The sequence below is a fragment of the Streptomyces sp. CA-210063 genome, assembly GCF_024612015.1.
Classification (GTDB): domain Bacteria; phylum Actinomycetota; class Actinomycetes; order Streptomycetales; family Streptomycetaceae; genus Streptomyces.
The window spans coordinates 2,669,817-2,692,287 of sequence record NZ_CP102512.1 but is presented as its reverse complement, the minus strand read 5'-3'; the positions used below and the strand labels follow the sequence as shown (position 1 = coordinate 2,692,287).

Below are 22,471 nucleotides of genomic sequence, written 5' to 3'. Positions count from 1 at the left end.
CCGTCAATTGACTGTGCGGCGTGGAGAGCGGGGGTTCGGGCGGGCTGCTCGGGGTGCGCCCGGTGCGGGGGTGGGGCCCGTCTGGCAGGTGGGGCACCAGTAGGTGGGGCGTTCACGGGAGCCGTCGCCCTGGTCGGCCGCGCGGATGGAGGTGTGGCAGCGCAGGCAGGGGCGGGGGGCTCGGCCGTACACGAAGAGGTCGTGGTGGCGGTGGCCCGTCGTGCTGCGGATCGGGCGGTCGCGGTTGGCTTCGAGGAGCTTCTTGGCGAGGGCGGGCAGCCGGGCGGCGCTGTCCTCGGGAAGGGCGCCGACGGGGAGCCAGGGGGTGACCCGGAGCAGGAAGCAGAGCTCGCTCTTGTAGACATTGCCGATACCGGCGAGGTTGCGCTGGTCCAGGAGGGCCTCGCCGAGGGGGCGGGCGGGGTCGCTCAGGAGGTTGGCGAGGGCCTGGTCGGGGTCCCAGTCCGGGCCGAGCAGGTCGGGGCCGAGGTGGCCGACGGCTCGGTGTTCGTCGGTGGTGCGGAGCAGCTCCAGCACGGGGAGGCGGTAGCCGACGGCCGTGCGGTCGACGGTGCCGAGGATCGCGCGGATCTGGTGCGCGGGGCCGCCGCTCCAGCGCTCGCCGCTGCGGTACACCTTCCAGGAACCGTCCATGCGCAGGTGGGAGTGGAGGGTCAGGCCGCCTTCGATGCGCGTGAGGAGGTGCTTGCCGCGGGGTGTTACGTCCAGGACGGTGCGGCCGGTGAGGTCTGCCGTGGCGTACTTCGGTACGCGTAGGTCGGAGCGGGACAGGACCTTGCCGGCGAGGGCGGTGTGGAGGCGTCTCGCCGTTTGCCAGACGGTGTCACCTTCGGGCATGGGTCAAGGGTGGCATGGGTCGGGGGCCGGGCGCCTGAGAGCCGGGGGGTTCGGTCGGATGGCGGGTGCGGGTCGTGGGTGGCTGGTCGCGCAGTTCACCGCGCCCCTGACGCGGCGCGGCTCTGCTGGGCCGGTTTCCCATGGCTCACGCTCGGATGCGTAGGCCGCGAGGGGTTGCGATGAAGCCCGCTTCTTCCAGGAGGGGGCCGTGGGGGGAGGTGAGGGCGGAGGTGCCGTTCACCCGTTCCACCGTGACCGTGCCGAGGGAGCCCGCGCGGGCCGCCGCGGCCAGGGCTTCGGCGGCCGGGCGGAGGCGGGGGTCGTCCATGGGCCTGCCGTCCGGGTCGGCGGGCCAGGCCAGCAGGGTCTTGCCGCCGCGCTCCATGTAGAGCGTCAGCTCGCCGTCGACCAGCACGACCAGGGAGCCCGCCTTGCGGCCCGGTTTGTGTCCGGCCTCGGTGGGCGGATCCGGCCAGGGGAGGGCGGCCCCATAGGCGTTCGCGGGGTCGGCGGCGGCCAGGACGACGGCTCGGGGGGAAGGGGTGGGGCGGGCGCGGTTCGGAGGGCCGCCTCGGCCGTACGGGCTGGTTCGGGTGGGGGAACCGCCCTGGTCGTATGTGCTGCCCTGGCTGTAGGGGGCGCCTTCGACGTACGGGTCGTGCTCGCCGTGGCTGCCGTCGGGGAAGTCGTCCCAGGGAGCCTGTGGCGGAGCCGAAGTCGAGTCGTGGCCGTTCGGGGTGGGGCTTGGCAGGGGCTCGTTTCGTTCGCGGGCGTTGGCCACTGCTCGTAGGCGGTCCACGGCGCCGTCCATCGCGAACTGGGCGGCGCCCAGGCCCTCGACCACATAGCCGCGGCGGGCCTGGCCGCTCTCCTCGAAGACGGAGAGGACGCGGTAGGTGGCGGAGAAGCCGCCTTCGACGCCCTCGGCGGCGACGGCGCCGCGGGTCACGACGCCGTGTCGGTCGAGGAGGGTGCGGGCCAGGGCGTGGGCGCGGACGGTGCGGTCTGACTCGTGGGCGGGGAGCAGAGACCAGCGGCCGGCGACCGTGGGCGGGCCCGTACGGGACTGGGGGCGTGCGGCGGCGGTGAGAGAGCCGTACCGGCCGCGCGGGATCGTGCGCTTGGCGCGGTGGGCGGTGGAGCCTGCCGTGCGGCCCGAGCCCAGCAGGGAGCGCATGGGGGCGAGTGTGTCGTTGGTGAGTCGGCCCGACCAGGCCAGGTCCCAGACGGCGTCGGCCAGTTGGGGATCGGTGACGTCCGGGTGGGTGGTCGCGCGGACCTGGTCGGCGATCTGGCGGAAGAACAGGCCGTAGCCCCCGGAGAGGGTGTCCAGGATCGACTGGTGGAGCGCTGTCAGTTCCAGGGGGTGCGGGGGCGGGAGGAGGAGCGGGGCCGTGTCCGCCAGGTACAGCGAGACCCAACCGTCCTTGCCGGGGAGGGCTCCGGCGCCCGCCCAGACGACTTCGCCGGCCGCGGTGAGTTCGTCGAGCATCGCGGGGGTGTAGTGGGCGACCCGGGAGGGCAGGACCAGCTTCTCCAGGGCGGAGGCGGGGACCGAAGCGCCCTGCAGCTGCTCGATCGCGCGCACCAGGCCGTCGATGCCGCGCAGCCCGTGGCCGCCGCCCACGTGCTGCCACTGCGGCAGGAACTGCGCGAGCGCAGCGGGCGGCACCGGCTCCAGCTCGTGCCGCAGGGCTGCCAGGGAACGGCGGCGCAGACGGCGCAGCACGGTCGCGTCGCACCACTCCTGGCCGATGCCCGCCGGGTGGAACTCGCCCTGTACGACACGGCCGTTCGCCGCCAGTCGATGGAGTGCCCCGTCCGTGACGGCCACGCCGAGGCCGAAGCGGGCGGCGGCCGTGGCCGAGGTGAACGGGCCGTGCGTGCGGGCGTACCGGGCGAGGAGGTCGCCGAGCGGGTCCTTGACCGGCTCGGTGAAGGCCTCCGGGACGCCGACCGGCAGGGCCGTACCGAGCGCGTCGCGCAGGCGGCCCGCGTCCTCGATCGCCGCCCAGTGGTCGGTGCCGGCGACCCGGACCCGGATGGCGCGGCGGGCCCCGGCCAGCTCCCGCGCCCACTGCGGCTCGGCGCCACGCTCGGCCAACTCGGCGTCCGTGAGCGGCCCGAGCAGGCGGAGCAGGTCGGCGACGCCTTCGGCGTCCTTGACGCGGCGGTCCTCGGTGAGCCATTGGAGCTCCCGCTCCAATTCGACCAGAACCTCGGCGTCGAGCAACTCCCGCAGCTCCGCCTGGCCCAGCAGCTCCGCGAGCAGCCGGGAGTCCAGCGACAGGGCGGCGGCGCGGCGCTCGGCGAGCGGGGAGTCGCCCTCGTACAGGAACTGGGCGACGTAGCCGAAGAGGAGGGAGCGGGCGAAGGGGGAGGGCTCCGGGGTGGTGACCTCGACGAGGCGGACCTTGCGGGACTCGATGTCGCCCATCAGCTCGGTGAGGCCCGGGACGTCGAAGACGTCCTGGAGGCATTCGCGGACCGCCTCCAGGACGATCGGGAACGAGCCGAACTCGCTGGCTACCTGGAGGAGTTGGGCCGCGCGCTGGCGCTGCTGCCACAGTGGTGTGCGCTTGCCGGGGTTGCGGCGGGGCAGCAGGAGCGCGCGGGCGGCGCACTCGCGGAAGCGGGACGCGAACAGCGCTGAGCCGCCCACCTGATCGGTGACGATCTGGTCGATCTCGCCCTTGTCGAAGGCGACGTCTGCCGCGCCGAGCGGGGCCTGCTCGGCGTCGTATTCCGTGCCCGCCTTCATGGGCTCCATGTCGAGCAGGTCCAGGCCCATCAGGTCGGCGTCGGGCAGACGCAGCACGATGCCGTCGTCGGCGTGCATGACCTGAGCGTCCATGCCGTAGCGCTCGGAGAGCTTCGCGCCGAGGGCGAGGGCCCAGGGGGCGTGGACCTGGGCGCCGAAGGGGGAGTGGACGACGACCCGCCAGTCGCCCAGCTCGTCGCGGAAGCGTTCGACGACGATCGTGCGGTCGTCGGGGACGTGGCCGCACGCCTCGCGCTGTTCGGCCAGGTAGGAGAGCACATTGTCCGCGGCCCAGGCGTCGAGTCCGGCGGTCACCAGACGCAGCCGGGCGTCCTCCTGGGACAGGGAGCCCACCTCGCGCAGGAACGCGCCGACCGCACGGCCCAGTTCGAGCGGGCGGCCGAGCTGGTCGCCCTTCCAGAAGGGCAGACGGCCCGGGACGCCCGGCGCCGGGGAGACGAGCACCCGGTCGCGCGTGATGTCCTCGATGCGCCAGGAGCTGGTGCCGAGGGTGAAGACGTCCCCGACCCGGGACTCGTACACCATCTCCTCGTCGAGCTCGCCGACCCGGCCGCCGCCCTTCTTGGGGTCGGCGCCCGCGAGGAAGACCCCGAAGAGGCCGCGGTCGGGGATCGTGCCCCCGGAGGTGACCGCGAGGCGCTGGGCGCCCGGTCGTCCCGTGATCGTGCCGGCGACCCGGTCCCACACCACGCGCGGGCGCAGCTCCGCGAACGCGTCGGACGGATAGCGGCCCGCGAGCATGTCCAGGACGGCCGTGAACGCGGACTCGGGAAGTGCGGCGAACGGGGCGGCGCGGCGGACGGTGGCGAGGAGATCGTCGAACTGCCAGGTGTCCATCGAGGTCATGGCGACGACCTGCTGCGCCAGCACGTCCAGGGGGTTGCCGGGGACCCTCAGTGACTCGATGGAGCCGCTGCGCATCCGCTCGGTGACCACGGCCGACTGGACCAGGTCGCCGCGGTACTTGGGGAAGACCACGCCCCTGGACACCGCGCCCACCTGGTGCCCCGCGCGGCCCACGCGCTGCAGGCCGGAGGCGACCGAGGGCGGCGACTCCACCTGGACGACGAGGTCCACCGCGCCCATGTCGATGCCCAGTTCGAGGCTGGAGGTGGCGACCACGGCCGGCAGCCGGCCCGCCTTCAGGTCCTCCTCGACCAAGGCGCGCTGCTCCTTGGAGACCGACCCGTGGTGGGCCCGGGCGAGAACCGGGGGCGCCCCCTGGGCCGCGCCGGAGCCGCCCATCAGCTCGGCCGGGGCGTGATGCTCGTCCAGGGGCTCACCGGTGGCCCGCTCGTACGCGATCTCGTTGAGCCGGTTGCACAGCCGCTCCGCGAGGCGACGGGAGTTGGCGAACACGATCGTGGAGCGGTGGGCCTGGACGAGGTCGGCGATGCGCTCCTCGACGTGCGGCCAGATCGACGGACGTTCCGCGCCCTCGTTGCCGTCGGCGACCGGGGAGCCGCCCAACTCGCCCAGATCCTCCACCGGCACGACCACCGAGAGGTCGAACTCCTTGCCGGACGGCGGCTGGACGATCTCCACCCTGCGGCGCGGCGAGAGGTAGCGCGCGACCTCGTCGACGGGACGCACCGTGGCGGACAGACCGATACGGCGCGCGGGCCTGGGCAGCAGCTCGTCCAGCCGCTCCAGGGAGAGCGCCAGGTGGGCGCCGCGCTTGGTGCCCGCGACCGCGTGCACCTCGTCCAGGATCACCGTCTCCACGCCCGTGAGCGCGTCGCGCGTGGCCGACGTCAGCATCAGGAACAGCGACTCGGGGGTGGTGATCAGGATGTCCGGCGGACGCGTGGACAGGGCCCGGCGCTCGGCGGGCGGGGTGTCGCCGGAGCGGATGCCCACCTTCACCTCGGGCTCGGGCAGGCCCAGGCGCACCGACTCGTGGCGGATGCCGGTCAGCGGACTGCGCAGGTTCCGCTCCACGTCCACCGCGAGGGCCTTCAGCGGTGACACGTACAGCACCCGGCAGCGCTTCCTCGGGTCGGCCGGGGGCGGGCTCGACGTCAGCTGGTCCAGCGCGGCGAGGAAGGCGGCCAGTGTCTTGCCGGAACCGGTCGGGGCGACCACCAGCACGTCCGAACCCTCGCCGATCGCCCGCCACGCCCCGGCCTGGGCCGCGGTGGGCGCGGAGAAGGCCCCCGTGAACCAGCCGCGGGTCGCGGGGGAGAAGCCGTCGAGGGCTCGATCTGCGGAGCTGACCATGCCCCCATCCTGCACCCGCCCACTGACAACGGCTCTGACCTGCGGAAACAGCGCCCCGGCGGGGCGAGGACGGGCGACCTGCGCCGATTCCGGCTGTGGTGCCGGTGCGGTGCCGTCGGGCTCGGGCTCTAGTGATCGGCCTGCTGGTCCCCGAGGGCGCCCTGGAACGGTCGTGCGTCCAGCGCCTCACCGCCCTGATGCCGGTGTTCCTGCCGGTACGGGCGCGGGCACCCTGCTTTGGGCGGCATGGTCTGGGCGGCATGGTCTGGGCGGCATGGTCTGGGCGGCATGGACTGGGCGGCACGCACGCGTGGCGGCGTTCTCGCCGAGCCGTGACCGCCCTCAGCCGATCGACCGCCCGTACGCCCGCAGCGTCCGCAGCGCCTCGATCGTCACGATGGGACGGCTCTCCATGGCGGTGCTCGGGGCCCACTGGCGCCAGCGGATCGGCCAACCGCCGTCCTCCGACTGCTCGTTCGCCAGGAAGTCGAGGGAGCGGGACATCTCCTCGTCGGTGAACCACGCGCGCGCGAGCGACTCCGGAGTGCGGGCGAAGTCGTGCGGGTAGTGGTGCTCGCCCGGTGCGTAACCGGCGGACACCGGGTAGTCGTTCGGCCGCTCCGGATCCAGCGTGGCGAGCCGGTGTTCGCGCACCAGGCGGCCGAGCCGGTCGGCGGCCGCCTGGGCGCGCGGACGGTCGGGCACGGATTCCAGGAAGGCCACCGCGGCGTGGACCTCGTAGGGGTGCGTTTTCTCCAGCGACTCGACCGCCTGCCAGCAGAAGTCGGTGGCCCGGAACAGCCACGCGTGCCACACCTGGTTGCGGTGCAGCAGCCCCACCACGGGCCCGGTGGCCAGCAGATCACTGGGCGGGTCGTCGACGATCGGCACGAACGGGGCCGCCGGATAGCCGCGCTGGCTGGGGTGCACGGCCGGAAGGGCGCCGTCCGGGGTCGACACCGAGGTCAGATAGCGGCACACGCGCTCCACCCGCTGCCCGCCGCAGCGTCCGATCGAGTCCAGGACACGCAGCGCGTGCCCGGTGTGCAGCGGCTGGCTCACCGGCCCGCGCAGATCGGGTTCGAGCGCGTGGCCGTACCCTTCGTCGGCGTTGCGGTAGGCGGACAGGGCGGTCTCCACCGCGTCGGCGCTCCCGTCCAGGAAGTGGTACGCGAAGCGGCGCTGCTCCAGCACGCGCGCGGTCAGCCAGACGAACTGCTCGGCGCGGGCGAGCGGGGTGGGCGCCGGGGACGACGAGGGGAGTGGGGATGCTCCGGTTTCGGCCATGGGTCCGACCGTAGGGCGGAAAGCGGTATCGGCAAGCCGTCCCGGCCAGGCCCACCCCCTGGGGCGGGATACTGGACTCATGCGGTTGACGGTCTTCTGGCAGCGGATGGCGGATCACTTCGGTGAGGGGTACGCCGACACCTTCGCGCGCGATCACGTGATGTCCGGTCTCGGCGAGCGCACGGTCCACCAGGCGCTGGACGCCGGCTGGGAGGCCAAGGACGTGTGGCGCGTGGTGTGCGCGACCATGGGTGTCCCGGCCGAAAACCGCTGAAAAGCCACGGACTTCACCAGGCGGCCGCCGGTCGTTGGACCGGAAGATCCGGGGGCGGCGACTGATTGTCGGTGGCGTGGGCGAGACTTGCTCCGTGGCCCCCACAGACGAGACCGCGCAGTTCGAGCCCAAGGCATCCCCGTTCGGCACGACACCGCCCACCCGGCCCCCGGCCGGCCCTGGCCCCGGTGCCGCGCCGAACGGCCGCATGCCCCGCTGGCTGCCGCGCGCGATGGTGCTGGCGCTCTCCCTCGTCGCCGTCTTCCAACTGGGCAGCTGGGCGTTCCACCAGCTCATCGGGCTACTGATCAACATCCTCATCGCGTTCTTCCTCGCGCTCGCGATCGAGCCCGCAGTGAGCTGGATGGCCTCCAAGGGCATGCGCAGGGGCTTCGCCACCTTCCTGGTCTTCGTGATCACGCTGGTCGGGGCCGCCGGGTTCGTCACCCTGCTCGGCTCGATGCTCGCCGGGCAGATCATCAAGATGGTCGAGGACTTCCCGGCGTACCTCGACTCCGTCATCAGATGGATCAACACGACCTTCCACACCGAGCTCAAGCGCGTCGACATCCAGGAGGGGCTGCTCCGCTCCGACTGGCTGCAGAAGTACGTGCAGAACAGCGCCACGGGCGTCCTCGACGTCTCCGCGCAGGTCCTCGGCGGCCTCTTCCAACTGCTGACGATCGCGCTGTTCTCGTTCTACTTCGCCGCCGACGGCCCACGGCTGCGGCGCGCGCTGTGCTCCGTTCTGCCGCCCGCCAGACAGGCCGAGGTCCTGCGCGCGTGGGAGATCGCCGTCGACAAGACCGGCGGCTATCTGTACTCACGCGGCCTGATGGCGCTGATCTCCGGCGCGGCGCACTACGTCCTGCTGGAGTACCTCGACGTGCCCTACGCGCCCGCGCTCGCGGTCTGGGTCGGTCTGGTCTCGCAGTTCATCCCCACCATCGGCACCTATCTCGCGGGTGCCCTGCCGATGCTGATCGCCTTCACGGTCAACCCCTGGTACGCGCTGTGGGTCCTCGTCTTCGTGGTCATCTACCAGCAGTTCGAGAACTACGTGCTGCAGCCCAAGCTGACCGCCAAGACCGTGGACATCCACCCGGCCGTCGCGTTCGGATCGGTCATCGCGGGCACCGCGATCCTCGGCGCCGTCGGCGCGCTCATCGCCATCCCCGCCATCGCCACCCTGCAGGCCTTCCTCGGGGCCTATGTGAAGCGGTACGACGTCACGGACGACCCCCGCGTGCACGGGCACCGCAGACGCGGCTCGGGCAACCTCCTCGCCCGCCTGCGGAAGCGGCCGCACCAGGCGCGGGAGGAGGACGTGAGCGACGGCGACGTGCTCACGCGCGTGCGCAAGCGGCTGGAGGAGAAGCTGGACCACAAGCGGGTCCCGAGGCAGTCGACGGACGATTCCGCGAACACGCGGCGGGGCGACGACACCCCGCCCAGGGAGGCGGAGGTCGAGGGCGGGCCCGGCCTCGACGACAGCGCACGGCCTGGGGACGGCACTCCGTAGGGCCGCTGTCGCCGTAGCTCTCCACCCGGTGGCGAGCGCCGGGGTTCGGCCGCCGTCTCCGCGTGAACCCACCCTTCCGGAAGTCCTCCGGGGCCGCGTGGTGCGCTTGACACTAAAATCGAACATCCATTCTTATGGAGGCTCCGGCGAGGGTCTCGGCGGGAGTTCGACAGGGTTTTCGTACAGAAGTGCCCGAGTTATCCACAGGCCGGGCGGACATCGGGGCCCATTGTCAGTGGCAGGCGTTAGCGTCTTTCACGTGAAGCGATCGACTCAAGCAAATCGGGTGGAACCCATGGCAGGAACCGACCGCGAGAAGGCGCTCGACGCCGCGCTCGCACAGATTGAACGACAGTTCGGCAAGGGCGCCGTGATGCGCCTCGGCGAGCGGCCGAACGAGCCCATCGAGGTCATCCCCACCGGGTCGACCGCACTCGACGTCGCCCTCGGCGTCGGCGGCCTGCCGCGCGGCCGAGTGGTGGAGGTGTACGGCCCGGAGTCCTCCGGCAAGACGACCCTGACCCTGCACGCGGTGGCGAACGCGCAGAAGGCCGGCGGCCAGGTGGCTTTCGTGGACGCCGAGCACGCACTCGACCCCGAGTACGCGAAGAAGCTCGGCGTCGACATCGACAACCTGATCCTGTCCCAGCCGGACAACGGCGAGCAGGCTCTCGAGATCGTGGACATGCTGGTCCGCTCCGGCGCCCTCGACCTCATCGTCATCGACTCCGTCGCCGCGCTCGTCCCGCGCGCGGAGATCGAGGGCGAGATGGGCGACAGCCACGTGGGTCTGCAGGCCCGCCTGATGAGCCAGGCCCTGCGGAAGATCACCAGCGCGCTCAACCAGTCCAAGACCACCGCGATCTTCATCAACCAGCTCCGCGAGAAGATCGGCGTGATGTTCGGCTCCCCGGAGACCACGACCGGTGGCCGCGCGCTGAAGTTCTACGCCTCGGTGCGACTCGACATCCGCCGCATCGAGACACTGAAGGACGGCACCGACGCGGTCGGCAACCGCACCCGCGTCAAGGTCGTCAAGAACAAGGTCGCGCCGCCCTTCAAGCAGGCCGAGTTCGACATCCTCTACGGGCAGGGCATCAGCCGCGAGGGCGGCCTGATCGACATGGGTGTGGAGAACGGCTTCGTCCGCAAGGCCGGCGCCTGGTACACGTACGAGGGCGACCAACTCGGCCAGGGCAAGGAGAACGCCCGCAACTTCCTGAAGGACAACCCCGACCTCGCCAACGAGATCGAGAAGAAGATCAAGGAGAAGCTGGGCGTCGGCGTCCGGCCCGAGGAGCCCACCGCGGAGCCGGGCACGGACGCGGCGGTCTCGGCCACGGCCACGGACGACGCCGCGAAGTCGGTGCCCGCCGCGGCTGCCAAGGCGCCCAGGACCAAGGCCGCGGCGGCGAAGAGCTAGTCCGTGACACGCAGAACGGACTGGGGCGAGTACGCATACCCCAGTGCCCCCGAGAGCCGGGGGCGCGGGGGTACCGGGGGAGCCGCCGCGGAGGGGTACGGATTCGGACCGTACGGCGACCCGCCGTCGCACGGCACGGACGGGCCTCGCGACGGTGAGTCCCACGACGGCGAGCCGTACGACGGTGACGGCACTGCCGGTCGGCGGGAGGACGGCTCGCGCTCCGCTGCGGGCTCGGCCGTCGGCACCCGTCGGCGCGACGGCGGTGTCTCGCGCGGCGCGGGCGGCGACGCGCGCGGCAGGCGCGGCGGCCGGGGCGGCCGGCGGCGTGGCTTCGGAGACTCGGGCGACGGCCCGGACGGCCCTGATGACGGGGGGCCGCAGGACGGGGGTTCGTCTTTCTCGTCGAGGGCCGAGAAAGGGGAGTCCTCAGGGGACCCGGCTGAGCGGGCGCGCGCGATCTGCCTGCGCCTGCTCACCGGGACCCCGCGCACCCGCAAGCAACTCGCGGACGCCCTGCACAAACGCGAGATCCCCGAGGACGTGGCGGACGAGGTGCTGTCACGGTTCGAGGAGGTCGGGCTGATCAACGACGGCGCGTTCGCGGACGCCTGGGTGGAGTCCCGGCATCACGGCCGGGGCCTGGCGCGGCGAGCTCTCGTCCAGGAGCTGCGCACCAAGGGCGTCGACTCGGCGCTGATCGACGAGGCCGTCTCCCAGCTCGACTCCGAGCAGGAGGAGACCACCGCACGAGAGCTCGTCGCCCGCAAGCTGCGCTCCACGCGAGGCCTCGACCGCGACAAACGCCTCCGCCGCCTCGCCGGCATGCTCGCCCGCAAGGGCTACCCCGAGGGCATGGCACTTCGGGTGGTCCGACAGGCGCTGGAGGAAGAGGGGGAGGACACGGAAGGGCTGGAGGACGCCGGGTACTGAGGGTCGGGCCGGGCCGGACGGCGCTGTCTCAGCGGCGCGTCACTCGCGAGCCCTGCTGCGCCCCAAGCCCTTCCGGCTGTTCGGGGCCTGCGCTTACTGCCAGTCCTCCGGGCGCTCGACATGCTCCAGACGCAGCACCTGTCCCGTACGGCTGTAGCGGCGGATGCGGGGCAGGGGCGGGTAGTAGGCGTGGACGGAGATCGCGTGCTCCTCGGCGGACTCGTTGAGCACCTCGTGCACGTGGTGGCGTCCGAAGGAGCGGCCCTTGCCGGCGGACAACTGCCGCTCGCGGTCGACGCCTTCGGTGAGTTCGAGGGTCTTCCAGCCGTCGGTGGGCAGCCGGGCGGCGAGCGAGTACTCCTTGAGTTCGCCCGCGGCGGTGACGAAGGCGCCCACCGAGTCGGCGTGGTCGTGCCAGCCGGTCCCGGTGCCGGGAGGCCAGCCGATGAGCCAGGCCTCGCTGCCACCGGGGCCTTCGAGCCGCACCCAGGTGCGGCCCTCGGGGTCGAGCGGGAGCGAGGCGATCAGCGCGGCGTCGGCGGCCGTCCGGCGCGCGAAGTCGAGCAGTTCCGCCTGAGTGGGGCCCGAGACGGCCGGCGCGGAGATGGAAGGAGCAGTGGGAGACACAGACACGGATACCGTCCTGAGGTGCGTTCGCGTGGGGGCGCGCGGTGGAACAGGGCCGGCGCGCGCAAGTGAAGGGGGAGGCGAATTCAGTAGGACGGACGACACACGCAGCCCGCATAGCGGACGAGGTCCATATGGACCCTCCGCCACAGGCGCGTAGAGGTGTCGATCACGGACCGGAGTACACCATGACAGAGCCGAGCGGTCAACTGACCGTCACTATGTGGACACACAGTGACGGTCGGCCCGGAGAATTCCGGCGTTTCAGTGCGAACTCGCGGCCGCGCCGGTGGTCTCGGCCTGTTGCTTCGCGCCACCCAGCGTCGTCTCCGCCGCCGCGTACAGCTCGGCCGGGCGTACGCCGGTCAGGGCGGTGACGAGGTGGCCGTCGGGGCGGATGAGGAGGACGGTGTGGGCGCCCGCACCTGGGTAGGCCTCGGCGACGAGTAGTTCGGCAGGGCGCGGAAGGGCGGCGACGGCGGCGGCGAGGCGGGGCATGAGGCCGGCGCTCATCCAGTGCTTGCGCTCCCACACGCCGGTGCCCGGTGCGACCAGCACCACCAGCAGCGCCCCGCGCCCCAGGCGGTCCCGCAGGGGTACGAAGGAGCCGTCCTCGGCGGTCACCTCCACATCGACGACCTGGGAGCCCCATGGTGTGTCAACAGGAGTCTCGGAGGCGGCGGGCGGAGGCATGAGCGGCGAGTCGGCGTACGCCCCCGGCGCACCCAGGGCCCCACGCCCCAAGTGGCCGTCCGCGAGCAGCGCGTCATGGCCCCGGGCCGAGCCGGGGACGTACGAGCGCAGGCCCTTGCCGCTGCGCAGCAGGGGGAGCACCTGGTCGGCGGCGCGCAGCCGGGCGGCGACGACCGCGCGCCGCTCCGCCTGGTAGCTGTCGAGCAGTGCCTCGTGCGGGCCGTGGTGCCAGGCCAGGGCCAGTTTCCAGGCGAGGTTGTCGGCGTCCCGCAGCCCCTCGTCGAGGCCTTGGGTGCCGAGCGCGCCGAGCAGATGCGCGGCGTCCCCGGCGAGGAAGACCCGGCCGACCCGCCACCGTCGGGCGAGCCGGTGGTGCACGGTGTGGACGCCGGTGTCCAGCAGGTCGTACGGCGGTGTGGAGCCGCCCGTCCAGCCGGCGAGGGTCTCGCGGACGCGGGCCACGAGGAGTTCGGGTGTGACCAGGTCCTTGCCCGGCGGCAGCAGCCAGTCGAGGCGCCAGACGCCCTCGTCGAGCGGTCGTGCGGTGACCTCGCCGCCGGACGGGCCCGATGTCCGCCACGGCGGCATCCGGTGCAGCAACGCTTCGCCTGGCCAGGGGAGTTCCGCGCGCAGCGCTGCCACGGCGTGCCGCTCCACCGCCGTACGGCCGGGGAAGCGGATGTCCTGGAGCTTGCGTACGGTCGAGCGCGGCCCGTCGCAGCCCACCAGGTAGCTCCCCCGCCACCAGGTGCTCTTGGGGCCGCGGGTGTGGGCCGTGACACCGGACGTCTCCTGCTCGATGGCGTCGAGCCGGCTCTCCACGGCGACCTTGACGAGCCGTTCACCGGCGATGGCGTCGCGCAGGGCGGCGGTCAGGACGTGCTGGGCGATGTGGAGCGGGGGGAGGTCCGCGGAGCCCTCGACGATGTCCTCGGGGCCGTTGCGGGCACCCCTTGAGCCTTCCCGGGGCGGGACCGCCTCGTCGTCGAAGTCGGTTTTTCCGAACCTGACCTGACGCATCACCTGCTTGCGCCGCATCGACCGCCATCCGGCCCAGCGGTAGCCGGCCTGCGTGAGCGGGACACCGGACAACCGTTCCAGCAGGGCGGCCGTGTCGTCGTGCAGGACGACCGTCCGCGCGAGCCGCTGCTCGTCCTTCCCCGGCCCTTCGTCCACGACCACGGACGGCACCTCCTGGCGCGCCAGAGCCAGGGCGAGCGTGAGCCCCACGGGCCCCGCTCCCACGATGATCACCGGGTCCACGGCGCGGCGCTCCCTGCCCGACGTGACATCCGGGCGGACGTGGGTGAACAGGAAGTTGGAGCAGGGTGCACGATCACAGAACGTATGCAACCCATTGCCGGTGCTTGCGTCAAGTGACGGAGGGCAGTGGCGATCATGCCACTGCCCTCCGAGGTACTGATTCGGGGACACCCTGGGCGGATGTCACCTGATCACCTGTCAGGTGCCGGCGCCGCCACCCGCGCCGGTCGCCGCAGTGCCGTCGACCGCCGCAGGGCCGAGCACCGCCCCGGTCGACTTCTTGCCCCGCCGCAGCCGCTGCTCCAGCCAGCTCGCGAAGCTGGTGATGAGGAAGTTCAGGACGATGTAGATGATCGCCACCACGATGAAGCTCGGGATGGGGTTGGCGTAGAACGCGGCCAGCGTCTGGCGGCCGTTGAGCAGCTCGGTGAACCCGATCATCACTCCGCCGAGTGCGGTGTCCTTCACGATGACCACGAGCTGGCTGACGATGGCCGGCAGCATCACGGTGACGGCCTGCGGCAGCAGGATGCTGCCCATCGTCTGGCCCTTGCGCAGGCCGATCGCCTGGGCGGCCTCTGTCTGGCCCTTGGGGAGGGCGAGGATGCCGGCGCGTACGACCTCGGCGAGCACCGAGGCGTTGTAGAGCACGAGGCCGGTGACGACCGCGTAGAGCGGCCGGTCCTCGGTGCTGACGTCCGTCGAGCGGGCGTAGAACTCGTTGGCGAACAGCATCAGCAGCAGGACGGGGATGGCCCGGAAGAACTCGACCACCGCACCGGCCGGGATACGGACCCACCGGTGGTCGGAGAGGCGCGCGATGCCGAAGAGCGCACCGAGCGGAAGGGCGATCACCATGGAGAGCGCCGCGGCCATGAGCGTGTCGGCGAGGCCGGGCAGCAGATACGTCGTCCAGGCCTCGGAAGTGGTGAACGGCTCCCAGAGCTTCCACTCCAGCTGGTTCTTGCCGTCCATCGCCCGCCAGAGCCACCACAGAAGGAGGGCCAGCAGAACGACGAAGACCACCGTGAGGATCACATTGCGCCGTTTGGCCCGGGCGCCGGGGGCGTCGTAGAGAACGGAACTCATCGCTTCACCGCCAGTCGCTTGCTCAGCCAACCGAGGATCAGGCCGGTGGGCAGGGTCAGAACCACGAACCCGAAGGCGAAGATCCCGCCGATGAGCAGCGTCTGTGCCTCCTTCTCGATCATGCCCTTCATGAGATAGGCGGCCTCCGCCACACCGATCGCGGCGGCCACGGTCGTGTTCTTCGTGAGCGCGATCAGTACGTTGGCCAGCGGGCCGATGACCGCGCGGAACGCCTGCGGAAGCACGATGATCCTGAGGACCTGGCTGAAGCTCAGCCCGATGGCACGGGCCGCCTCGGCCTGACCGACGGGGACGGTGTTGATGCCGGAGCGCAGTGCCTCGCAGACGAATGCCGCGGTGTAGGCCACGAAACCGAGAATGGCGAGCCGGAAGGCCTGGAGCTTGACGTCGCCACCCGCGCCCATCGACACCCGGAAGATGTCGGCGAGGCCGAGCGAGGTGAAGACGATGATGACGGTCAGCGGAATGTTCCGCACGACGTTCACATAGACGGCGCCGAAGCCGCGCATCAGGGGAACGGGGCTGACGCGCATGGCGGCCAGCAGGGTTCCCCAGACTAGTGAGCCGATGGCTGAGAAGACGGTGAGCTTGACCGTCATCCAGAACGCACCCAAAAAGCTTGGGTCGTCATAGTTTGAAAGGAAGTCGAACACTGTCTCCCGCGCTTCCGGGTGTGTGGCGTACGTGGCAGGCACACCGCGCCGCCGCCTCTACCGCGCCTTGCGGCGGGCGGCGGCGCGAATGCGAGGACCGCGCTGGTTGCGGATACCCGCTTACTTGACGATGTCGCCGATCTTCGGGGCGGGCTCGTTCTTGTACTCGGCCGGGCCGAAGTTCTCCTTGACCGCGGTCTCCCAGGCCTTGTCGCTGACCATCTTCTCCAGGGCGGCGTTGATCTTGTCCAGGGTCGCGGTGTCGCCCTTCTTGACGCCGATGCCGTAGTTCTCGTTGCTGAGCTTCAGGCCCGCGAGCTTGAACTGACCCTTGTAGTTCTCCTGGGAGGCGAAGCCCGCGAGGATCGAGTCGTCGGTGGTGACCGCGTCCACGGCGCCGCTCTGCAGACCGGCGATGCACTCGGAGTAGCCGCCGTACTCCTTCAACTGGGCCTTCGGCGCGATGTCCTTCTTGACGTTCTCCGCCGAGGTGGAACCGGTCACCGAGCAGAGGATCTTGCCGTTGAGGTCCGTGCCCTCGGCGATGTCCGAGTCCGCCTTGACCAGCAGGTCCTGGTGGGCCAGCAGGTACGGGCCGGCGAAGTCGACCAGCTTCGCGCGCTCGTCGTTGATCGAGTAGGTGGCCGCGATGAACTTGACGTCGCCGCGGGCCAGCGCGTTCTCGCGGTCGGCGCTCTTGGTCTCGACGAACTCGATCTGCTTGGGCTCGTAACCGAGTTCCTTGGCCACGTAGGTCGCCACGTCCACGTCGAAGCCGGAGAAGGTGCCGTCCGACTCCTTCAGGCCGAGACCGGGCTGGTCGTACTTGATGCCGATCTTGATCTTGTCGCCGCCGCTGCCGCCGGAGCCGGTGTCCGACCCGTTGTCGTCGCCGTTGTCACCGCCACACGCGGTGGCCGTCAGGGCGAGGACGAGCGCGGTGGCCGCCGCGGCGGAGACCTTGCGAAGCTTCATCGTGAACATCCTTTGACTGGTGAAGAGATGCGGACCGTCATGGTGGTGGGTGCCGTGGGGCGTGAGGGGCTTCGGCAGGGCCGTCAGTGGTGCAGGATCTTCGACAGGAAGTCCTTGGCCCGGTCGCTGCGGGGGTTGCTGAAGAACTGGTCCGGCACGGCCTCTTCGACGATGCGGCCGTCCGCCATGAACACCACCCGGTTGGCGGCCGAACGGGCGAAGCCCATCTCGTGGGTGACCACGACCATGGTCATGCCGTCCCGGGCGAGCTGCTGCATGACCTCCAGGACCTCGTTGATCATCTCGGGGTCCAGGGCCGAGGTCGGCTCGTCGAAGAGCATGACCTTGGGGTCCATGGCCAGCGCCCGCGCGATCGCGACACGCTGCTGCTGACCGCCCGAGAGCTGCGCGGGGTACTTGTCCGCCTGGGTGCCCACGCCGACCCGGTCCAGCAGGCTCCGGGCCTTCTCCTCGGCCTTCTTCTTGTCGGCCCTGCGGACCTTGAGCTGCCCCAGCATCACGTTCTCGAGCACGGTCTTGTGCGCGAAGAGATTGAACGACTGGAACACCATGCCGACATCGGCCCGCAGTCGTGCGAGCGCCTTGCCCTCGGCGGGCAGCGGCTTGCCGTCGATCAGGATGTCGCCGGAGTCGATCGACTCCAGCCGGTTGATGGTGCGGCACAGGGTGGACTTTCCGGACCCGGAAGGTCCGATCACCACGACGACCTCGCCCCTGGTGATCGTCAGATCGATGTCCTGGAGTACGTGCAACGCGCCGAAGTGCTTGTTGACGCTCTTCAGGACGACCAGGTCGTCGGCCGCGGGCACCGCGTCCTTGACCACCGAAACTTCGGTCATCGCTTTCTGGCTCCGTCCTCCTCGGTTTCGGAGGACAGTAGTGACCCGTGGCGACCAGCGTCATTACATCTGAGGGAAGTTTGAGCATAACGATCTGGTAGCCGGGCGGGCACTGCCCGTAGCGGGGCCTCGCGGGGCGTTTCGGCTGCGTAACGGAACCCGCGCGGAACCCGTACGGCCTTGACGGCGTCCTTACTCATCGGCGTGACTGCGAAGGGTCCACGCGCGCGTGCCCGAGAGGCGAATCCGCGTAAGGTGTGCCGCCCGGGACGCACACATGACCGAAACGCGAGACCGACCGCACCGGAAGGGGCCGGAATGAGGCTGCTCCTCGTCGAGGACGACAACCACGTCGCCGCCGCCCTGTCCGCGGTCCTGGCCCGGCACGGCTTCGACGTCACCCACGCCCGCAGCGGCGAGGAGGCGCTCCAGGCGCTCGTCCCGGAGGGGAACGGCTTCGGGGTCGTCCTGCTCGACCTCGGCCTGCCCGACCAGGACGGGTACGAGGTCTGCGGCAAGATCCGCAAGCGCACGAACACCCCGGTGATCATGGTGACGGCCCGCGCCGACGTACGGTCCCGGATCCACGGCCTGAACCTCGGCGCCGACGACTACGTGGTCAAGCCGTACGACACCGGGGAGCTGCTGGCCCGGATCCACGCCGTCGCCCGCCGCCGGGCCCCCGACGAGGCCGCGGCGCCCGGCGACAGCGGGCTGCGCCTCGGGTCCGTGCTCATCGAGCTGCCCACCCGGCAGGTCAGCGTGGACGGCTCGGTCGTCCAGCTGACCCGCAAGGAGTTCGATCTGCTCGCGCTGCTGGCCCAGCGGCCCGGGGTGGTGTTCCGCCGGGAACAGATCATCAGCGAGGTGTGGCGGACCAGCTGGGAAGGGACCGGGCGCACCCTCGAAGTGCATGTCGCGTCCCTGCGGTCCAAGCTGCGGATGCCCGCCCTGATCGAGACGGTGCGCGGGGTCGGCTACCGGCTGGTGGCCCCGACGCCGTAGCGTGCCCGCGTGCGCACTCGTCTTCTTCCGCTGCTCATCGTCCTGATGGCCGCCGTGCTGCTGGCACTCGGCATCCCCCTGGCGGTGAGCCTCGCGGCGGCGCGCCAACAGGAGGTGGTCGTCGACCGCATCGACGACACGGCACGCTTCGCGGCCCTCGCCCAGTTCGTCACCGAACGCCCGAGCGGATCGCGGGTGGACACCACCGACGGCCGCCGCGAGACCCTGCAGCGGGAGCTCGACCAGTACTACAGCGTGTACGGCATCAAGGCCGGCGTCTTCTACCGCGAGGACGATCAGGCACCCATGGCCAACGCTCCCTACGAGTGGGGGTTCCCCGTCGAGGGCGAGGGGCTCGCCGCCTTCGATGAAGCGCTGCTGGGGCGCCGTCCGCACGACCCGGCGCAGGTGTGGCCCTGGCAGCGCGGCGGCCGTCTCGTCGTCGCGTCCCCGGTCATCCACGACGGTGACGTCGTCGCCGCCGTCGTCACCGACTCGCCCACGGATCAGATGCGCTGGAAGATCCTGCGCGGCTGGCTGATCATCGGCGCGGGTGAGGCCGCCGCGATGCTCCTCGCCGTCGGCGCGGCGCTGCGCCTGACGGGGTGGGTCCTCAAGCCCGTCCGCGTCCTCGACGTCACGACCCACGCCATCGCCTCCGGACGGCTGAAGTCGCGGGTCGCGGTGGCCAGCGGCCCGCCGGAACTGAGACGTCTGGCACGCTCGTTCAACGAGATGGCCGACAACGTCGAGGACGTCCTGGAGCAGCAGCGTGCCTTCGTCGCCGACGCCTCGCACCAACTGCGCAACCCGCTGGCCGCGTTGCTGCTGCGCATCGACCTGCTCGCCCTCGAACTGCCCGACGGCAACGCGGAGATCGCCTCCGTCCGGACCGAGGGCAAGCGCCTCGCCTCGGTCCTCGACGATCTGCTCGACCTGGCGCTCGCCGAGCACGCGGATTCCGATCTGCGGCTGACCGACGTCGGCGAGCTGGCCGCCGAGCGCGTCGCGTCCTGGTCGCCGCTGGCCGACGACAAGGGCGTACGACTGGTCGGCAGTTGCCCGGCCACGACCGCCTGGGCCGACCCGGTCGCCCTGTCCAGCGCCCTGGACGCGGTGATCGACAACGCGCTGAAGTTCACGCCCGCCGGGGAGACCGTCGACGTGCGGGTCGCCGCGGACGGCGAGGTCTCCACGGTCGTCGTGACCGACGGTGGCCCCGGCCTCAGCGACGAGGAGCTGGAACGGGTGGGCGACCGTTTCTGGCGCAGCACCGCGCACCAGAACATCAAGGGCTCGGGCCTCGGGCTCTCCATCTCCCGGGCGCTGATAGCGGCGGGCGGCGGCTCCATCTCGTACGCCCACCACAAGCCGCACGGGCTGCGGGTGACGGTGACGGTGCCCAGGTCGCGTCCGCCGGTCTGAGAGGGGCCTTGCAGGGCTCAGGGTGCCTCGCCGGGCCGGGGGCACGGCTTCCCGCGTCGGCGGGCTACGGCTTCACCGACCGGTAGTACGCCCGGGCGCCCTGGTGAAGCCGCAGAGGGTCCGTGTAGATGGCGGTGCGCAGGTCGACCACCTGGGCGGCGTGGACGTGCTGGCCGATGTTGTCGCGGCTCTTGAGGACGACGCGGGTCAGCCACTCGGTGAGCCGCGGGTTCATGTCCTCGCGGGTGATGAGCAGGTTCGCCACGGTGAGGGTGGGCACGGAGTCCGTGAGGATGGCCGGGTAGGCGTCGGCGGGCATCACGGACGCCCGGTAGTGGCTGAAGACACCGCCCTGGTCGTGCAGCTTCGTCACCAGGTCGCTGCGGATCGGGACGAACCGGAACCCGTACTTCTCCTTCTCCGCGAGGTCGGTCAGCCCTTTCGTGGGCAGTCCGCCCGACCAGAAGAAGGCGTCGATCTTCCCGGTGCGCAGTGCGTCGGGACTCGTCCCGATGGTGTCCCGCCGCGCGTCGATGTCCTTGTCGATGTCCAGCCCGTCCGCCGCCAGCAGACGCTCCGCTATCAGCCGTACGCCGGAGCCCTCGGGCCCGACGGCCACCCGCTTGTCCTTCAGCTCCGCGACACTCGAGACGGTCGAGTCGGCGGGGACGACCAGCTGCACGTAGTCGTCGTACAGCCGGGCCACGCCGCGCAGCTTGTCGGCGCCGGGCTGGTCCTCGTCGATGTACGTCTGCACGGCGTCGGCCGCGGCGATGGCGAAGTCGGCCTGTCCGGTGGCCACCCGGCGGACGTTCGTCTGGGAGCCGTTGCTGGGCAGCAGCTGGACCCCCAGGCCCGGCATGTCCCCGGCGATCGCCTGACGCAGCCGGCTGCCGTACTCCTGGTAGACGCCCCGCTCGGCTCCCGTGGTCAGCGTGATCGTCCCGCTCGGGGGCTCCTCGCTCGGCCACAGCCACCACGCCAGCAGGGCGAGGACCACCAGCGAGGCCGCCGATCCCAGCAGCGCGCGACGCCCGCCGACGCGGGGGAGTACCTGGACCATGCGACGAGATCCTGCCAGGTCACCCGGCGGGCGGCCAGGGTCGGACCCATCCGGTGCGAGGCTGTGACCTCGGGAGCCGGTCGTCCCGCGGGCGCGGGTCGTGTGTGGTTGCTCGCGCAGTTCCCCGCGCCCCTGAAAAGCAGGGGCTGCGCCCCCTGTTTTTCATCGGCCCGCCAGGAGAGGTGCTCAGCGGCCGGTGGCCACCGCCGTGCGGAGGCGGTCCAGCTCCTGGTACATGACCTCGCCCGGGCACTCCGTTTCCATCCAGTCGCGGTGACCGCTGATCTCCGCGACCTCCTTCTGCGTGCCGTTGACCGGGTTCGTATACGTCACGCGGGCCTGCGGGTCGACGCCGTGCTGGCGCACCAGCACCTTCACCAGCCGGGTGAGCGAGTCGCGGGCGGCCTCCTTCGGGCCCTGCTCGGTGAAGGTGCCCAGCAGGGCGATGCCGAGGTTGCCGGAGTTGAAGCCGCCGACGTGGAAGGCGGTCACCACCTTGCCGTCGGCGTCGTGCGCGGGCAGGCCGTCGTCGCCGGAGTAGCGGCCCTCGTAGATGCGGCCCTCCTCGTCGATGAGGAAGTGGTAGCCGATGTCGCCCCAGTCGTTGGTGACGGCGTGCAGCTGGTAGATCGCGCGGACCGTGGCGGCCGGGTCCGGGTCGTCGTTGGTCATGGCCGTGTGGTGCACGGTGATGGTCTGGAACGGGTAGAACGCGGTCGGCGAGTTCTCCGTGCCGTCCGCCTTGAACCGCAGCGACTCGTCGGCGCCCCAGGCCGCCCGCGAGAGGTACTCGACGCCCCGGACGCGGGTGGGGTCGGACGGCACGGCCACCTTCCGGTCCGGGCCGTGCCGGGTGTCGAGCGCCAGCGAGCGCAGGCCGGTGGCCCCCTCGGGGGCCTTCAGCTCGTAGCCGGCGGCCTGGTCGGCCGTCAGCAGCACACCGCCGCCGTTGGCCATCGAGCAGCCGCCGTCGCCGAGCGACTGCCAGGCGCCCTGGCCGCCGTCGGCGTCCCGCAGCCGGATGCCGCCGCCGGTGGTCTCGTCGGTGCCACCCCAGCGGACGCCCAGGTAACCGATGGGGAAGGCCGCCTCGACGGGTGCCTCGCCGGTGGCGGCCGCGCTGCGGGTCTTCGGGAAGGTCTCGGTCGTCGTACCGGCCTTGGTGTCGTCGGTGCCGGTGCCGGTGCCGGTGCCGGTGCTCTCGGTGCCCGAGTCGCCGGTCGTGGCCATCACGGTCGGGGTGATCACGGCGCCGGCCGCGACGGCGCCGGCGGCGCCGATCACGGTACGGCGGGTCACCCGGGACTTGGCCCGGTGGGTGGGGGAGGTGGGGGGAACGCTCACGATGGGTCCTCAATCGCTCGGGGTGGTACTTGAAGACACAACGGAGCGTACGGAGTGGAGTCACTGCTTCCGACGGCGCCCCCTGGCGATGACGTAACGTCAAAGGCCCGTGACACAAAGGGACTTGAGGGTCAGGACCGTGCGGGACGGACAG

At 71.4% G+C, this 22,471-nt stretch carries 18 protein-coding genes; 6 read left to right on the top strand and 12 right to left on the bottom strand.

Annotated features, from left to right (window positions below; genetic code table 11):
* Positions 1 to 3: 3 nt before the first annotated feature.
* The 3 genes from JIX56_RS11525 to JIX56_RS11515 form a co-directional block, all read right to left on the bottom strand.
* A complete protein-coding gene (locus tag JIX56_RS11525) occupies positions 4 to 858 on the bottom strand; it encodes an Fpg/Nei family DNA glycosylase (protein WP_257539879.1) in 855 nt (284 codons plus the stop codon).
* 145 nt (positions 859 to 1,003) lie between these two features.
* Positions 1,004 to 5,860, bottom strand: coding sequence for an ATP-dependent helicase (locus JIX56_RS11520; RefSeq protein WP_257539877.1), 4,857 nt, complete (start codon positions 5,858 to 5,860; stop codon positions 1,004 to 1,006).
* Between the two features lie 342 nt (positions 5,861 to 6,202).
* Positions 6,203 to 7,147: a hypothetical protein gene (locus JIX56_RS11515; protein WP_257539875.1), complete on the bottom strand. Its 945-nt coding sequence runs from the start codon at positions 7,145 to 7,147 to the stop codon at positions 6,203 to 6,205.
* A gap of 79 nt (positions 7,148 to 7,226) precedes the next feature.
* Between JIX56_RS11515 and JIX56_RS11510 the strand changes: the two genes are divergently transcribed.
* The 4 genes from JIX56_RS11510 (at position 7,227) to recX (ending at position 11,299) form a co-directional block, all read left to right on the top strand.
* On the top strand, positions 7,227 to 7,421 hold the full coding sequence (locus tag JIX56_RS11510) for a DUF3046 domain-containing protein (RefSeq protein WP_257539873.1): 195 nt from the start codon (positions 7,227 to 7,229) through the stop codon (positions 7,419 to 7,421).
* Between the two features lie 94 nt (positions 7,422 to 7,515).
* Positions 7,516 to 8,943 (top strand): AI-2E family transporter, encoded by a 1,428-nt coding sequence (locus tag JIX56_RS11505; RefSeq protein WP_257539871.1) that lies wholly within the window; start codon positions 7,516 to 7,518, stop codon positions 8,941 to 8,943.
* Between the two features lie 295 nt (positions 8,944 to 9,238).
* A complete protein-coding gene (recA, locus tag JIX56_RS11500) occupies positions 9,239 to 10,366 on the top strand; it encodes a recombinase RecA (protein ID WP_257539870.1) in 1,128 nt (375 codons plus the stop codon).
* A gap of 3 nt (positions 10,367 to 10,369) precedes the next feature.
* Complete coding sequence (gene recX / locus JIX56_RS11495; protein ID WP_257539868.1) at positions 10,370 to 11,299, top strand: recombination regulator RecX; 930 nt, start codon at positions 10,370 to 10,372, stop codon at positions 11,297 to 11,299.
* 93 nt (positions 11,300 to 11,392) lie between these two features.
* Here the strand turns inward: recX and JIX56_RS11490 are convergent, their stop codons facing one another.
* The 7 genes from JIX56_RS11490 to JIX56_RS11465 form a co-directional block, all read right to left on the bottom strand.
* The gene (locus tag JIX56_RS11490; RefSeq protein ID WP_257539866.1) at positions 11,393 to 11,932 is read right to left on the bottom strand and encodes a cysteine dioxygenase; all 540 of its coding nucleotides are present in this window, start codon (positions 11,930 to 11,932) and stop codon (positions 11,393 to 11,395) included.
* Between the two features lie 80 nt (positions 11,933 to 12,012).
* On the bottom strand, positions 12,013 to 12,060 hold the full coding sequence (locus JIX56_RS47975) for a hypothetical protein (protein ID WP_443032033.1): 48 nt from the start codon (positions 12,058 to 12,060) through the stop codon (positions 12,013 to 12,015).
* Between the two features lie 130 nt (positions 12,061 to 12,190).
* Positions 12,191 to 13,882, bottom strand: coding sequence for an FAD-dependent monooxygenase (locus JIX56_RS11485; protein WP_257539864.1), 1,692 nt, complete (start codon positions 13,880 to 13,882; stop codon positions 12,191 to 12,193).
* 198 nt (positions 13,883 to 14,080) lie between these two features.
* Entirely contained in the window at positions 14,081 to 14,971 is an 891-nt protein-coding gene (locus JIX56_RS11480; protein WP_257539862.1) for an amino acid ABC transporter permease, read from the bottom strand.
* Positions 14,968 to 15,645, bottom strand: a complete 678-nt coding sequence (locus JIX56_RS11475) for an amino acid ABC transporter permease (protein ID WP_257539860.1) — start codon at positions 15,643 to 15,645, stop codon at positions 14,968 to 14,970. Before JIX56_RS11475 ends, JIX56_RS11480 begins: the two co-directional genes overlap by 4 nt.
* A 120-nt stretch (positions 15,646 to 15,765) precedes the next feature.
* On the bottom strand, positions 15,766 to 16,620 hold the full coding sequence (locus JIX56_RS11470) for a glutamate ABC transporter substrate-binding protein (protein ID WP_257539858.1): 855 nt from the start codon (positions 16,618 to 16,620) through the stop codon (positions 15,766 to 15,768).
* Positions 16,621 to 16,703: 83 nt separating this feature from the next.
* A complete protein-coding gene (locus JIX56_RS11465; RefSeq protein ID WP_257539857.1) occupies positions 16,704 to 17,480 on the bottom strand; it encodes an amino acid ABC transporter ATP-binding protein in 777 nt (258 codons plus the stop codon).
* A gap of 318 nt (positions 17,481 to 17,798) precedes the next feature.
* Here JIX56_RS11465 and JIX56_RS11460 point away from each other — a divergent pair, with 318 nt between their 5' ends.
* Both JIX56_RS11460 and JIX56_RS11455 read left to right on the top strand, forming a co-directional pair.
* On the top strand, positions 17,799 to 18,485 hold the full coding sequence (locus JIX56_RS11460) for a response regulator transcription factor (RefSeq protein ID WP_257539855.1): 687 nt from the start codon (positions 17,799 to 17,801) through the stop codon (positions 18,483 to 18,485).
* A 9-nt stretch (positions 18,486 to 18,494) separates the two neighbouring features.
* Positions 18,495 to 19,910: a sensor histidine kinase gene (locus tag JIX56_RS11455; RefSeq protein WP_257539853.1), complete on the top strand. Its 1,416-nt coding sequence runs from the start codon at positions 18,495 to 18,497 to the stop codon at positions 19,908 to 19,910.
* A 64-nt stretch (positions 19,911 to 19,974) separates the two neighbouring features.
* On the opposite strand, the gene JIX56_RS11450 is transcribed toward JIX56_RS11455, so the two are convergent.
* On the bottom strand, positions 19,975 to 20,973 hold the full coding sequence (locus JIX56_RS11450; protein ID WP_257539851.1) for a TAXI family TRAP transporter solute-binding subunit: 999 nt from the start codon (positions 20,971 to 20,973) through the stop codon (positions 19,975 to 19,977).
* A gap of 186 nt (positions 20,974 to 21,159) precedes the next feature.
* The gene (locus tag JIX56_RS11445) at positions 21,160 to 22,317 is read right to left on the bottom strand and encodes a peptidoglycan recognition protein family protein (RefSeq protein ID WP_257539849.1); all 1,158 of its coding nucleotides are present in this window, start codon (positions 22,315 to 22,317) and stop codon (positions 21,160 to 21,162) included.
* Positions 22,318 to 22,471 lie beyond the last annotated feature (154 nt).